This is a genomic window from Streptosporangium sp. NPDC002544 (genome assembly GCF_040295965.1).
GTDB lineage: Bacteria > Actinomycetota > Actinomycetes > Streptosporangiales > Streptosporangiaceae > Streptosporangium.
This window is the reverse complement of sequence record NZ_JBEOWJ010000003.1, coordinates 201,781-214,836: the sequence shown is the minus strand read 5'-3', so window position 1 is coordinate 214,836 and position 13,056 is coordinate 201,781. Positions and strand designations below refer to the sequence as shown.

Below are 13,056 nucleotides of genomic sequence, written 5' to 3'. Positions count from 1 at the left end.
TCCATGTCCGCTCCCCTACATCTCAGGTAAGGAACACCTACCGCCATGTCTGAGCTCATCGCGGATCGCGGCGATCAGGGGCTGCGTCGTCTCGCGGCCGGCACTCTGCTCGCCGCGTTCCAGGGCACCGAGGCACCCGAGTGGGTCCTGCGGGAGCTGGAGAACGGTCTCGGCGGCGTCACGCTCTTCGGCTTCAACGTCGCCGACGCCGCGCAGCTGTCCACCCTCACCTCCCGTCTGCGTGAGACAAGCGACCCGGTCATCTCACTGGACGAGGAGGGGGGCGACGTCACCAGGCTCGCCTACCACGTCGGCAGCCCGTATCCCGGCAACGCCGCCCTCGGCGCCGTGGACGACGTCGAGCTCACCCGGCGGGTCTACCGGTCCATCGGCGACGACCTGGCCCGGTGCGGCGTCAACCTGGACATGGCCCCGTCCGCGGACGTCAACACCGCCGAGGACAACCCGGTGATCGGCACCCGCTCGTTCGGGGCTCAGGCCGCGCTCGTCGCCCGGCACACCGTCGCCGCCGTACACGGCCTGCAGTCGGCGGGCGTGGCCGCCTGTGTCAAGCACTTCCCAGGCCACGGCGCGACCCGGCAGGACTCCCACCTGGAGGTCCCGCTCGTCGACGCCTCCGCCGAACTGCTGCGCGAGCGCGAGCTCGTGCCGTTCCGCGCCGCGATCGAGGCCGGAACCAGGTCCATCATGACCGCGCACGTGCGTGTCCCCGCCGTCACCGGCGGGCTCCCCGCGACGCTCTCCCCCGCCACCCTGACCGGCCTGCTCCGCGGCGAGCTGGGCTACGACGGTGTGATCGTCACCGACGCCCTCGACATGCGGGCCGTCACCGACACCTACGGCCTGGCAGGCGGCTCGGTGCTCTCCCTCGCCGCCGGAGCCGATCTGCTCTGCCTCGGCCCGATCCCCACCGAGGACGACGTCCACCGGATCCTGGACGAGATCGTCGCCGCCGTACTGGACGGGCGGCTTCCCGCGACCCGCCTGGAGGAGGCCGCCGCGCGAGTGTCCGCCCTGCGCGCCTGGTTCGGCACGCCCCGCACGGGTGAGGCCGAGCGGGACGTGATCGGCCTCACCGCCGCCCGCCGCGCGGTCAGCCTCACCGGCTCGGCGCCTCCCCCGGTCGACCCGCTGGTGGTGGAGGTGGACACCCCGCCGACCATCGCGGTCGGCGACGTGCCGTGGGGTTTCACGCCGCTGCTGCCGCGGGCGGAGGTGCTGCGGGTCAAGCCGGAGGCCGCCGACGTGCCGGGCATCCTGGAACGCGCCTCGGGCCGCTCTCTGATCGTCGTCGTCAAGGACGCCCATCGCTACGAGGCCAGCAAGTCGGTGATCTCCGCGCTACTGGCCGCCCGCCCCGACGCCACGGTGGTCGAGATGGGCCTGCCCATCTGGCGCCCCGAGGGCGTGACCTACGTGGCCACCTACGGCGCCGCCCGCGCCAACGCGCAGGCCGCCGCCGAACTCCTCGGCGTCTGAGCGCCCGTACTCCTGTCCCCGCCCCGAGCCTAGGAAGGCTCGGGGCGGGATGGCTCCAGCAGTTCCGAGACCTTCGCGCCGGGTTCCGCGGCGAGGGCGCGCAGCAGCGCGCGCAGGTGACCCGCGATCTGGGACACGTCGTCGTGACCGATCACGGCGGGGTTGAAACGGAGGCCGAGGGTGAGACTCCGCTCCGCGTCCACGGCCTGGACGTGCAGCGCGCCGTGGGCCACCCCGTTGAAGACGGTCCACTCCACCCCCGCCCCGATACCGGGGAACTCCGGGACGGCCGCCCTCCTGCGGTAGCTGAACAGCACCGGTGAGGCGGGCGGCTCCGGCGGCGCGTGCCGGAACCGGTACATGGCGTGGAGCTCGGCCCGGACCGCGCGCAGGTAGGCGGGGAACTCCTCGTCAGGGCCGGGGTGCGGGGCGAACGGCACCCGCGCGACGAACGACCCGATGCGCTCGCGCGTCCGGCAGGTGCGGGTCCCGAGGTCGAGGGCGAGCGGCGAGGCGACGGTGCCGTAGCCCCGCAGCAGCACGCCCACGGCCGCCAGGAGCAACTCGAACCTGGTCGCGCCGAGAATCGCGGCGGCCTCGGTGAGGGTGCCGGACTCCGCGGCGCCGAGCACCATCTCGACGATCTCACCGGGGCCGGTGCCGTGCGGGACGGCGCGCAGGCCGGGCAGGACCGGTTCTGCGGGCTCGCGCTCGCGCTCCTTCCAGAACTCCTCGGCACCGTCGGGCCGTTCCGGGTCGCACGTCGCGGACGGCGTACCGTCCGGCGGCGGGAGGGGCGCACGCGAGAAGTAGGCGTCGGCCAGGTCGCGGACCAGGAGGTCCTTGGAGCCGGCGTCGAACACCCGCCCGTGCGCGGTGAAGAGCAGCCGGACGCGCTCGGGCCCCACCCGGACGAGCGTGAACCGGGCGAGCGGGCCGCGCTCCAGGTCGAACGGGCGGGTGGCCTCGGCCGCCGCGACCCCGGGGTAACCCTCGGGGGTCGACTCCGTACGGGTGACCCTGACCCGGCCGAGCACCGGGTGCCGGCCGGCCACGACGGCGCACGCGCCCAGTAGCGCCGGAGTGTCGACGGGACCGTTCAGGTGCAGCGCCAGCGGGATTCCCCGCAGGTCGAAGGGGGTGTGCGCCATCCTGTCCTGCTCCCTCGTGGGTGACCTCTCCTCGGATGGGCGCCGGGGCACGGGCTCCGACGGGCAATTATTAGGAAAGTTTCTTGTTTATTTATGCCTTCCGAATGCTACACATGTGGTACGCCTGAGACAAGCGACGTGTGACGAACCAAGCCGGAGGCGTTGATGATCGTTCGTGGCGGCCGGACGGGCGGGCCGAATGGCGCGAGCCCCGAACTGGCCGAGCTTGCCGACACCGTGCTGCAACCCGGATTCGTGGGCGTGGAGGCGCCCGACTGGCTGCGGAGGCGGCTCGCCGGGGGGCTCGGCGGGGTCGCGCTCTACTCCCGGAACCTCGTGGACGGCGAGCAGGTCAGAACGCTGACCGCCGCCCTGCGCGCGGAGAACCCCGACGTGGTGATCGCCACCGATGAGGAGGCGGGCGACGTCACCCGGCTGGAGGCGCTCACCGGCAGCTCGCGCCCCGGCAACCTCGCACTCGGCGCGGTGGACGACCCCGGGCTGACCGAGCTGATCGCCCGAGAGGTCGGGCTGGACATGGCCGCCGCGGGCATCAACCTCAACTACGCCCCCGTGGTCGACGTCAACTCCGACCTGGACAACCCCGTCGTCGGCACCCGCGCGTTCGGCACCGACCCCTGGCTGGTCGCCCGGCACGCCCGCGCCTGGGTCACCGGCCTCCAGTCCGCCGGGGTGGCCGGCTGCGCCAAGCACTTCCCCGGCCACGGCGCCACCGCCGTCGACTCGCACGACGACCTGCCGACCGTCGCCTACTCGGCCGAGGAACTCGCGGCCACCACGCTCCCGCCCTACCGGGCCGTCATCGAGGCCGGGGTGCGGGCCGTGATGACCGGCCACCTGCTCGTCCCCGCCTACGACCCCGACTCTCCCGCCACCATGAGCGGCCGCATCCTGGTCGGGCTGCTCAGGGAGGAACTCGGCTTCGACGGGCTGATCGTGACGGACGGCGTGGAGATGCCCTCGGTCGCCGGGCGGTACGGCGTGACCGGGGCGGCGGTCCGCGCCCTCGCCGCCGGGGCCGACGCGATCTGCGTGGGCGGCGAGCGCAAGGGTCCCGGAGTGGTCGGCTTCATCCGCAACGCCATCATGGCCGCGGTGGCCGACGGTACCCTTCCCGAGGAACGCCTGGCCGAGGCCGCCTCCCGGGTCCGCCGCCTGGCCGCCTGGTCCGCCGCGCGGCGCCGGACGGCCGGGACGGCGGACCCGGGAGGCGGACCCGCCGGTCTCGCCGCGGCCAGGCGGGCCCTGCGGGTCCGCGGCGACGGGCTCCCGCTGCCCTCGGCGCCGCAGGTGATCGAGCTCGTCTCCGAGACGAACATCGCCGTCGACCGTGCCACCCCGTGGGGCGTCGCCTCGCCGCTGGCCGCGCTGCTGCCGGGCACGACGGCTCTCCGGCTCGGTGCCGAGGACGCGCTCCCGCCGCCCGCCGCCGGGCGCCCGCTGGTGATCGTGGTACGCGACGCCCACCGGCACGCCTGGGTCGCGGACCGCCTGGGCGCCCTGCTGTCACGCCGCCCCGACGCGATCGTGGTGGAGATGGGGCTGCCCGGTCCGGCCACCCCCGGTGCCACGCACATCACCACCCACGGCGCGACCGCCGCCTCGGGCCGGGCCGCCGCCGAACTCCTGGCGGGCCACCACCGGCCGCGGAACTAAAGCGTGTTTTGTGGATCTTTCCGCCTATCGCGGTCGCCCGGACGGATGCCCCGCGGCGTTGTCGTCGCGGGGCATCCGGCCGGCCGTTCCGCAGCGCAGGCGAAGATCCGCAAAACACGCCTCAGGAGGCGAAGATCTCCTCCCGGGCCTGCTCCAGAGCCGCTATGACGGCCCCGCGCAGCACCGGGTTGCCGGTCACCTCGCTGGCCACCACCTGCGGCCGGACCGGGCAGCTCCTGGCCACCGCCTCCTCGATCCTGAAGGTGAGCGCGTCACCTCCGGCCGTACTGACCTCGCCGGCGAGCACCACGAGCCCGGGGTCGAGCACGACGCACACCGACGCCACGCCCAGCGCCAGCCGCCCGGCGATGTCGTTGATCAGAGGCTCTCCCCGCTCCCCCGCCGCGACCGCCGCCGCGACACACTCGGCGGCGCTCTCCCCCTCGAAGCCGTACGTCGCGGCGAGTTCGGCGACCGCCTCGGCGCTGACCAGGGACTGCAGGCCACCGGCGAGCGACGGCAGCCTGCCGGGCACGGCCCGCACGTCCTCGGCCAGCGGCACGCCGGGCACCGGCAGGTAGCCGATCTCACCCGCGCTGCCGGACCGGCCGCGGTGCAGCCGCCCGCCGAGCACGACACCGAGGCCGATGCCGCGGCCCACCCACAGGAGTACGAAGTCGTCGACCTCGCGGGCGGCGCCCAGGGTGCGCTCGGCGATGGCGACGAGGTTCACGTCGTTCTCTATCCTGACGTCGCGGCGCAGGTCGCGGGCGAGCGCCTCGTGGATGCCCTCGTGCCAGCCCGGCAGGTCGAAGGAGAACCGCACGTCGCCGGTGCGGGGGTCGACCACGCCCGGAGTGCCGATGACGACCGCGCGCAGCTTGGAGAGCGCGACCTTGGCGGACCGGCAGGCCTTGACCACCCCGCTGTGCACCAGAGCGACCGGATCCTCATGCCCGTTCGGCGCCACCCGCACTTCGGCGACGATCTCCCCATGGATATCCGCGATGGCGGTCGTGACGAATTCCGGGCCGACATCCAGGCCCGCCACATAGGCCGAGGAGGAAATAATCCCATAAAGCGCGGCATTAGGCCCGCGGCCCCCCGCCTGCTCCCCCGCCACCTCCACCAGGCCGCGCCCTTCCAGACGGGCGAGCGTCTGGGACGCCGTCACCTTGGAAAGACCCGTGAGCTCCCCGATCTGCCCCCGCGTCAGCGGCCCGGAGGCGAGCAACAGCTCCAGGGCGGCCCTGTCGTTGATCTCCCTCAATAGCCTGGGCACGCCAGGACGTCGCTCCATACGCATGCTCTCTTGTTCGCCGTTTCCCCGTCGCAATTACATTCAAGCAAGAATAACGGTTCTATTCATTAATAAGACTTCCTGATAGTTTAGCCCGGCGGAGGCCCGGCGGAGGTGCGCGAGGGTCCCCCGCCACGCCGCGGCCCCGCCTACCGCCCCGTCCTCCAGGATGGGCCCCTCCGGTTCTCGCGTGCCGCCCGCACACCGTCGCCCAGGAGTCGGCGAACCACCGCGAATCCAGAAAATCAAGGGCTTGCGACGTCGACACGGCGCGTGGAACACTCCCGGAAATGGTAAAGATTCTTTTCAGTAAGCCCCTGGCCGACCGGTGACGAGGCAGGTCTCGACATGGATACCGTCATGAGGATCGCGGCCGACTACACGGGGCCACAGGACCGGCAGGGGCCCGTGACCATGGGCCAGGCCAACATGGCGCGTTGCGTGCTCCGCGACCCGCCGCTGCACATGAACTTCCGCGTCACCAGACGCCTCCCCGGGAGAAGGTCCCTGCCCGCCGTCGCCGAGGCGATCGGGCGGCTGCTCTCCCGGCACGAGGGACTGCGGGCCACCATCCACTCCGGCGTCCAGGTCGTGGCCGGTTCCGGCTCGCTGCCCGTCGGGGTGCACAGTGCCGGGACCGGCCTTGCGGACGAGGTCGCCGAGAATGTGGGCCTGCGGATGCAGGGCACCCGGTTCGATCTGGAGGACGAGCTTCCGATCCGGGTCGCCGTGATCACCGAGGGCGAGGAGCCTCGCCTGGTGGTGTTCGTCCTGCCCCACACCTCGGTCGACGCCATCGGCCTGGCCACCCTCATGAGGGAGTGGGAGCGCCTGATCCGGGGAATCGCCGTACCGGCGCCGTACCCGATGCAACCGCTGGACCTCGCGGCCGCCGAGAGCACCCCCGCGGCCCTGCGCCGGACCGAGGCGGCGCTGCGGTACTGGGAGAGCGGCCTGCGGCGGGCACCGCAGTCGATGTTCACGGTCGGCGAGAGCGCCGACGCCGACGCGATCCGCCCCCGGTTGCGGGTCCGCTCGGCGCCGGCGGCCAAGGCGCTGGGAGCCATCGCGAGCCGTACGGGGGCCAGCCGATCGGCGATCACACTCGCCGCGCTGGGCGTCCTGATCGGCCTGTGGAACACGCAGCGAACCTGCGTGATCGCGTCGCTGGCGAGCAACCGGGTACGGCCCGAGCTGCGCGACTACGTCGGGCCGCTGGCCCAGGACGCGCTGATCACCGCGGAGCTGGACGCCCCCACCTTCGACGAGGCCGTCCGCCGCTTCCGTGGCGCCTCCCTCTCCGCGTACCAGCACAGCCGTTTCGACTCCACAGCGCTCTGGGAGGTGATCGAGGCGGTCAACGCCGAGCGGGGGGTGAACTTCGCCCGCGACTGCGTCTTCAACGACATGAGCGGTGTCACCGCCTCCGAGCCGGAACCGGCGCCCGCCGCCGAGGTCGAGTGCGACTGGCTGCCGGAGGCCTCGCTTCCCGCACACCTCGCGCTCTGGGCCAACCGGCTGGAGGAGGTAGTGGATCTGACGCTCTGGATCGATCCGCGAGTGATGAGCCGGGAGCAGGCGGAGGGCTTCGGGACCGGGCTCGCCCGGCTCCTGATCGCGGCCGGAGGCGGGGATGTCCAAGCTTGCGACATTACGAATATATCGGGAATTTCGCCTATCGAGCGTGATGCGGACTGGATCTACACCGACTCCTGCTGGGTGAGCCTCCGCGCGGTGGAGCGGCTCGTCGGTGAGGCGGTCCAGGGAAGGCCCCATCTCGTGGCACGCACTCCGGACGGGCTTCTGACCTGCCACATCACCTCAGGAACCGCCGAGGAGATCCACGCGGCCTGCCTCGCCCTGCTGCCGGGCCGCACCTCCGCGATCGCCCCCCACCGCTACGTCGTGCACGCGCCGGGACCCACCGGCGCGTCGCCGTACGGCCCCGTCCTCACCGAGGGCGACGGACGCCGTCCGACGTCTCGGTGGACCTCGCGCGTAAGTAACCAATAGCAGGCGGGATAATCGGTTACATGCGCCTATCCGCTCGTGTCGACTATGCCCTCCGTGCCGCCGCCGAACTCGCCGCCGCAGGTGATGGCCCCACCACGGTAGGGGAGCTGGCCAAAGAGCAGGACATGCCTCCCAAGTATCTTGAGAACATCCTGCTCCAAATGCGCCGCGCCGGGCTGGTCCGCGGCCAGCGTGGCCCCGAGGGGGGCTACGTGCTGGCCCGCCCGCCCGCCGAGATCAGCCTGGCCGATGTGATCCGTGCCGTTGACGGCCCACTTGCCAACGTCAGAGGGGAGCGGCCCGAGCACGTCGGCTACCGGGGTCCCGCCGAGTCGCTGCAGCAGGTCTGGATCGCGCTGCGCGCCAGTGAGCGGGCGATCCTGGAAGAGGTCACGCTTGAGAACGTGGCCACCGGGGCCCTTCCCGAGCGGGTTCGCAGCCTGTCCGCCGACCCCGCGGCCTGGGACTGACCGTGCCGCCCGCGACGTCCCCCGTGATCGTGCCGGTACCGCCCACCCGCGGCCGGCACGTGTCTCCCGGCGGGTGCCATGCCCGAGGGTGACGTCGTCCACCAGGCCGCACTGCGGCTCTGCCGGGCACTCGACGGGCGGACGCTGACCCGCTCGGACTTCCGTGTGCCGCGCCACTCCACGGCCGACCTCACCGGGCGTGCGGTGCTGGAGACCGTCTCACGCGGCAAACACCTGCTCACCCGCGTCGAAGGCGGCCTGACCGTCCACACCCATCTGCGGATGGACGGGAGCTGGCAGATCTCGCCCTCGGGGCGGGGACTGCCCCGGGGCGACGTCGTCCGCCTGGTGCTGGCCAACGCGGAGTGGCAGGCGGTGGGGGTCCGGCTGGGCATGGTCGACCTGGTCCGAGCCGAGGAGGAGGGGCGACTCGTCGGGCATCTCGGACCCGACCTGCTCGGAGAGGACTGGGACGAGGCCGAAGCCGTACGGCGGCTGGCGCGGCGGCCCGAGACGAGCATCGGGGTCGCGCTGCTCGATCAGCGCAACCTGGCGGGAATCGGCACCATCTATCGCGCCGAGACGCTTTTTCTCACCAGGGTGTGGCCGTGGCGACCGGTGGGTGCGGTAAAGGATCTGGAGGCGATCGTTTCGCTCGCGCGACGGTTGATGGACGCGAACAAGGAGCGCCCGAGCAGGACCACGACGGGCGACCCCCGTCCGGGACGGGCCACCTGGGTCTACGGCAGGGCCGGGCGGCCTTGCCTGCGCTGCGGGCATCGGATCAGTCGCGGGGAGATGGGGGCACAGCCGCAGGAACGGCTGATCGTCTGGTGCCGTCACTGCCAGCCGGAAGAACCGACCGGCTAGGCGGCGACCATGTCGTTGACCTCGGGGAAGACGGAATCGGGCACGGTCTCGGGAATCGGCAGACGCTCCCGCTCGGGGACATCGCCCGCCAGCACCGGAGCGTGCTGGAGTTCGGCCAACGCGAACTGGTCGGAGACCTCACGGAGAACCTGTGAAAGCGGCACGCCCAGGGCACCGCAAATCGACGCGAGCAGCTCCGAAGAGGCCTCCTTCTGCCCACGCTCCACCTCGGACAAGTAGCCAAGAGAAACCCGAGCCAGTGTGGACACCTCACGCAGGGTGCGACTCTGCCGCACCCTCAGCCGCCGCAGCACGTCACCGAGCAGCTGACGCAGCAGGACCATCTGTCGCTCCCTCCCCGGCGCGGATGCCTTCGCGACACTCCGCGCTATCGGTTCGTGCCGCCCGTTCTTCGAACGCGACCCTTGGTACATACTCCTCGCCGTCATCATCGCTTGACCTTTACCTCACTCACAGTTCCACCGTACCTGTATCCACCGACACCGCGGCAGACCATGGGGAGCATGTTCGCTGGGGACGTAACGCGGTAATCACCCGGAATGTTCCCCCACGTTCGCCTCCAGCACACCTCGGAGAAGGTCTACGGCCTCATTCACCGTCGATTCCCGGATCTGCTCACGAGTCCCCGCGAGTTGCGGATCCCGGTGCCATACCCGTCCGTCCGGACCGCTAACGGCGAGATGAACCGTACCGACCGGTTTACCATCCTGTGGTTCGGGACCGGCCACACCGGTGACGGCCAGACCGTAGGTGGAGCCGGCCAGGAGGCGCACCCCGGTCGCCATGGCGGCGGCGACCTGCGGGTGCACGGCGCCCTCGCGGTCGAGCAAGTCCGCGGAGACGTTCAGCAGCCGCTGCTTGAGCTCGCTGGAGTAGGAGATGACCCCTCCCAGGAAGGCCGCGGAGGCTCCCGGCGGCTCTGTGAGGGCCGCTCCGATCAGCCCGGCGGTCAGTGACTCGGCCACCGCCACCGTCTCGCCCCTGCGGACGAGAAGGGAGAGGACCGTGGTCGTCGCGAGCAGGCGGTGGCTCATACGGCCCGCGCCCGCTTCGCGACCTGCCTGAGCTTGATCGCCCGGATCACGTAGTCAAGGCCGGTGCCGACGGTGACGACGGCCGCCGCTCCCATGACGACCCAGCGGATCGGGTCGGGCACATCCGGCCAGATGTAGGAGACGATCGCAGCGATCTGCAGGACGGTCTTCACCTTCCCACCGTAACTGGCCGGGATGACGCCGTGCCGGATGACCGCGAACCTCAGCGCGGTGACGCCCAGCTCCCTGCCCAGGATCACGATGGTGACCCACCAGGGCAGTTCCCCCAGCACCGACAGGCTGATCAGTGCGGCACCGATGAGGGCCTTGTCGGCGATCGGATCGGCGATCTTCCCGAAATCGGTGATCAGGCCGTAGCGGCGGGCCAGCTCGCCGTCGAGCAGGTCGGTGAGCGAGGCCACCATGAAGACCACCAGCGCGGCCACCCTCCAGCCGGATCCCGGCAGGAAGAGGCAGGCCGCGAAGAACGGAACCATCGCCAGTCGTATCACCGTCACGACATTGGCGATGTTCCAGGCGCTCACCTTGGGGCGCGCGGGTGTCGCTGTCGAGTCGGTGCCGGTCTCTGGCGTGTTGGTCATACGCTCTCCCGGCCCGGTGGCGCGTTCATGGGGCCGCCTTGATGCGGGCGATCAGGTCGACCCCCTCCGAGTCGACCACGACGGCCCGGACGATCTGGCCGGGGACCAGCCCGATGCCCTGGACCGTCACCGAGCCGTCGACCTCGGGCCCCTGGTGGGCGGCGCGCCCCTCATAGCCGCCATCGCCCAGGTCCTCCTCGATCAGGACGTCGACCTCGGTGCCGATCCGCTCCTCGGCCCGCTGGGCCATGAGCTCCTCGGCCAGCTCGGTGAGCGCGGACACCCTGGCGTCGACGATCTCCTGGTCGAGCTTGCCCGGGAGCGAGGCCGCCTCGGTGCCCTCCTCGTCGGAGTAACCGAAGATGCCGATCACGTCGAGCCTGGCCTGCTCCAGGAAGCCCACCAGCTCACCGAACTCCTCCTCGGTCTCGCCGGGGAAGCCCACGATGAAGTTGGAGCGCACGCCCGCCTCGGGGGCGTGGGCGCGGATCGACTCCAGGAGGTCGAGGAAGCGCGCGGGGTCACCGAAGCGGCGCATCCGGCGGAGCACGGGACCGCTGGCGTGCTGGAAGGACAGGTCGAAGTAGGGGGCCACCCCCTCCGTCGAGGAGATGATCTCCAGCAGCCCCGGGCGGAGCTCGGCGGGCTGCAGGTAGCTGACGCGCACCCGTTTGATGCCCTCGGTCGCGGCGAGCGAGGGCAGCAGCTTCTCCAGCGCCCGCAGGTCGCCCAGGTCCTTGCCGTAGGAGGTGGAGTTCTCGCTGACCAGCACCAGCTCCTTGACGCCCTGCTCGGCCAGCCAGGCGGCCTCACCGAGGAGTTCCTCGGAGCGGCGCGAGACGTACGCCCCGCGGAAGGCGGGGATGGCGCAGAACGTGCAGCGCCGGTCGCAGCCGGAGGCCAGCTTCAGCGAGGCCACCGGCCCGTCGCCCAGGCGCTTGCGGAGCGGCCGGGGACCACTGGCGGGTGCCAGGCCCTCGGGCAGCTCACCGTGGCCGGGAATGGCGGTCTTGGGGGCGGCGGCACGCTCCACCGGCGAGATGGGCAGCAGGGTCCTGCGGTCACGAGGGCTGTGCGGGACGAGCGGCCTGCCCGCCAGCACGTCGTCGAGGCGGGTGCCGATCTCGGTGTAGTCGTCGAAGGAGATGACCGCCGCGGCCTCGGGCAGCGCCTCGGCGAGCTGGTCACCGTACCGCTCCGCCATGCAACCCGCGGCGACCACCTTGGCCCCGGAGTCGGCCGCGGCGAGCAGCGTGTCGATGGAGTCCTTTTTCGCTGAGTCGATGAAGCCACACGTGTTGACGACGACGACGTCGGGATCGTCGTCGCCCAGCTGCCAGCCGGCAGCCTCAAGACGAGCGGCGAGCTCTTCGGAGTCGACCTCGTTGCGTGCGCAACCAAGTGTGATCAGCGATGCGGTTCGGCGGGATGACATGGTGAACACTACGGTATCGGGAGTTGGCCACTACCCGATGCACCTCCCCCACTCCAGCACCGCCGCATCCCCGTCCGCCTCGGACATCCCGCCGTGAAGACGGGAGTCCGGAAGGTGAGGACCACCGTGCCGACCAGGGACGTTCACCCGACCGGGTGATCCACGAGCCTGGCCGGGGCCGTCGCCGCGACCCCGGCAGAACTCCCGGTCGCCGCGTCAGCGCTCCTTGGCGGCGGGGGCGTCGTAGGAGCGGTTGACGATCTGCCCCGGGCTCCCCGGGGCACCCAGGTTCTTGCCGTTCACCTTCAGGGTGAACGCCCCCCCGTCGCCGAAGGTGACCCTCATCCTGTCCTTCGCCTTCCAGGTCGAGGTCTTGCCCTCCTTGAGCGTTCCGGAGAAGAGCCTCTTGCCGCCCGCGTCCTCCACGTCCAGCCAGGAGGTGCGCTCCGCCCTGACCTGGAGGACGACCATGTCCTTGCGCTTCTTCTCGGCCAGGGACGCCGCCCGGCCCGGTGAGCCGGGAGCGCTGCCGGCCGGCGGCGGCAGTGCGGCGGGCACCGGCACGGGATGGCCGTCCGCTATGGGCGTGTCACCCCCGCCCATGGTCCGCACCACTCCGAAGATGACCACGATGCCCAGCGCCACCGCCATGGCCGTCGTCCAGTTGGGCGAGCGGCGCTCACGGATCTTCAGTGGCATGTCGGCCTGGAAGACGCTGGAGGCCCGCACCGGCAGCGGGACACCCCCGTGCTGCTCGTCGTAGCGGTGCACCAGCGTCTCCGGATCGAGCCCGACGACCTTGGCGATGTTTCTTATATGGCCCCGCGCGTAGAAATCACCCCCGCACTGGGAGAAGTCGTTCCTCTCGATCGCCTGGATGAGCACCTCGCGGATGCGTGTCCGCGCGCTCAACTGCCCAACGGTCATCCCCATCGACCGCCTGGCATCCGCCAGATCGCTTCCAATGCCCATGGCGCACGCCC

12 protein-coding genes are annotated in these 13,056 nt (G+C 71.5%); 5 read left to right on the top strand and 7 right to left on the bottom strand.

Going from position 1 to position 13,056, the window contains the following annotated elements; all coding sequences use genetic code 11:
* The first annotated feature begins 45 nt into the window (after nt 1–45).
* A complete protein-coding gene (locus tag ABT061_RS05780) occupies nt 46–1,500 on the top strand; it encodes a glycoside hydrolase family 3 protein (RefSeq protein WP_350913091.1) in 1,455 nt (484 codons plus the stop codon).
* 29 nt (nt 1,501–1,529) lie between these two features.
* On the opposite strand, the gene ABT061_RS05775 is transcribed toward ABT061_RS05780, so the two are convergent.
* Nucleotides 1,530–2,651, bottom strand: a complete 1,122-nt coding sequence (locus ABT061_RS05775) for a condensation domain-containing protein (protein WP_350913090.1) — start codon at nt 2,649–2,651, stop codon at nt 1,530–1,532.
* Between the two features lie 165 nt (nt 2,652–2,816).
* Here ABT061_RS05775 and ABT061_RS05770 point away from each other — a divergent pair, with 165 nt between their 5' ends.
* Nucleotides 2,817–4,328: a glycoside hydrolase family 3 protein gene (locus ABT061_RS05770; RefSeq protein WP_350913089.1), complete on the top strand. Its 1,512-nt coding sequence runs from the start codon at nt 2,817–2,819 to the stop codon at nt 4,326–4,328.
* 121 nt (nt 4,329–4,449) lie between these two features.
* On the opposite strand, the gene ABT061_RS05765 is transcribed toward ABT061_RS05770, so the two are convergent.
* A complete protein-coding gene (locus tag ABT061_RS05765) occupies nt 4,450–5,628 on the bottom strand; it encodes an ROK family transcriptional regulator (protein WP_350913087.1) in 1,179 nt (392 codons plus the stop codon).
* A gap of 348 nt (nt 5,629–5,976) precedes the next feature.
* On the opposite strand from ABT061_RS05765, the gene ABT061_RS05760 reads away from it, so the two are divergent.
* The 3 genes from ABT061_RS05760 to ABT061_RS05750 all read left to right on the top strand — a co-directional run bounded on the left by ABT061_RS05760 (nt 5,977) and on the right by ABT061_RS05750 (nt 8,981).
* Entirely contained in the window at nt 5,977–7,641 is a 1,665-nt protein-coding gene (locus ABT061_RS05760; RefSeq protein WP_350913085.1) for a condensation domain-containing protein, read from the top strand.
* Between the two features lie 20 nt (nt 7,642–7,661).
* Nucleotides 7,662–8,111 (top strand): RrF2 family transcriptional regulator, encoded by a 450-nt coding sequence (locus tag ABT061_RS05755; protein ID WP_326637143.1) that lies wholly within the window; start codon nt 7,662–7,664, stop codon nt 8,109–8,111.
* Nucleotides 8,112–8,189: 78 nt separating this feature from the next.
* Complete coding sequence (locus tag ABT061_RS05750; protein WP_350913082.1) at nt 8,190–8,981, top strand: DNA-formamidopyrimidine glycosylase family protein; 792 nt, start codon at nt 8,190–8,192, stop codon at nt 8,979–8,981.
* Here the strand turns inward: ABT061_RS05750 and ABT061_RS05745 are convergent.
* From ABT061_RS05745 to ABT061_RS05725, 5 genes are all read right to left on the bottom strand, one after another.
* Nucleotides 8,978–9,325 carry a helix-turn-helix domain-containing protein gene (locus ABT061_RS05745; RefSeq protein ID WP_030904158.1) on the bottom strand — a complete coding sequence of 116 codons (348 nt, stop codon included), beginning with the start codon at nt 9,323–9,325 and terminating at the stop codon, nt 8,978–8,980. The genes ABT061_RS05750 and ABT061_RS05745 overlap by 4 nt on opposite strands.
* 207 nt (nt 9,326–9,532) lie before the next feature.
* Nucleotides 9,533–10,036 (bottom strand): CinA family protein, encoded by a 504-nt coding sequence (locus ABT061_RS05740; RefSeq protein ID WP_350913080.1) that lies wholly within the window; start codon nt 10,034–10,036, stop codon nt 9,533–9,535.
* Complete coding sequence (gene pgsA, locus ABT061_RS05735) at nt 10,033–10,638, bottom strand: CDP-diacylglycerol--glycerol-3-phosphate 3-phosphatidyltransferase (protein ID WP_350913078.1); 606 nt, start codon at nt 10,636–10,638, stop codon at nt 10,033–10,035. The genes ABT061_RS05740 and pgsA overlap by 4 nt, the downstream gene beginning before the upstream one ends.
* A gap of 25 nt (nt 10,639–10,663) precedes the next feature.
* The gene (rimO, locus tag ABT061_RS05730) at nt 10,664–12,073 is read right to left on the bottom strand and encodes a 30S ribosomal protein S12 methylthiotransferase RimO (protein WP_350913076.1); all 1,410 of its coding nucleotides are present in this window, start codon (nt 12,071–12,073) and stop codon (nt 10,664–10,666) included.
* 216 nt (nt 12,074–12,289) lie between these two features.
* Nucleotides 12,290–12,985 carry a helix-turn-helix domain-containing protein gene (locus ABT061_RS05725; protein ID WP_451935458.1) on the bottom strand — a complete coding sequence of 232 codons (696 nt, stop codon included), beginning with the start codon at nt 12,983–12,985 and terminating at the stop codon, nt 12,290–12,292.
* Nucleotides 12,986–13,056 lie beyond the last annotated feature (71 nt).

Excerpts from the sequence above, each read along its gene's own strand:
- rimO (WP_350913076.1), bottom strand. The coding sequence starts at position 12,073 with ATGTCATCCCGCCGAACCGCATCGCTGATCACACTTGGTTGCGCACGC.
- pgsA (WP_350913078.1), bottom strand. The coding sequence starts at position 10,638 with ATGACCAACACGCCAGAGACCGGCACCGACTCGACAGCGACACCCGCG.
- ABT061_RS05745 (WP_030904158.1), bottom strand. The coding sequence starts at position 9,325 with ATGGTCCTGCTGCGTCAGCTGCTCGGTGACGTGCTGCGGCGGCTGAGG.
- ABT061_RS05740 (WP_350913080.1), bottom strand. The coding sequence starts at position 10,036 with ATGAGCCACCGCCTGCTCGCGACGACCACGGTCCTCTCCCTTCTCGTC.
- ABT061_RS05775 (WP_350913090.1), bottom strand. The coding sequence starts at position 2,651 with ATGGCGCACACCCCCTTCGACCTGCGGGGAATCCCGCTGGCGCTGCAC.
- ABT061_RS05755 (WP_326637143.1), top strand. The coding sequence starts at position 7,662 with ATGCGCCTATCCGCTCGTGTCGACTATGCCCTCCGTGCCGCCGCCGAA.
- ABT061_RS05760 (WP_350913085.1), top strand. The coding sequence starts at position 5,977 with ATGGATACCGTCATGAGGATCGCGGCCGACTACACGGGGCCACAGGAC.
- ABT061_RS05750 (WP_350913082.1), top strand. The coding sequence starts at position 8,190 with ATGCCCGAGGGTGACGTCGTCCACCAGGCCGCACTGCGGCTCTGCCGG.
- ABT061_RS05765 (WP_350913087.1), bottom strand. The coding sequence starts at position 5,628 with ATGGAGCGACGTCCTGGCGTGCCCAGGCTATTGAGGGAGATCAACGAC.
- ABT061_RS05780 (WP_350913091.1), top strand. The coding sequence starts at position 46 with ATGTCTGAGCTCATCGCGGATCGCGGCGATCAGGGGCTGCGTCGTCTC.
- ABT061_RS05770 (WP_350913089.1), top strand. The coding sequence starts at position 2,817 with ATGATCGTTCGTGGCGGCCGGACGGGCGGGCCGAATGGCGCGAGCCCC.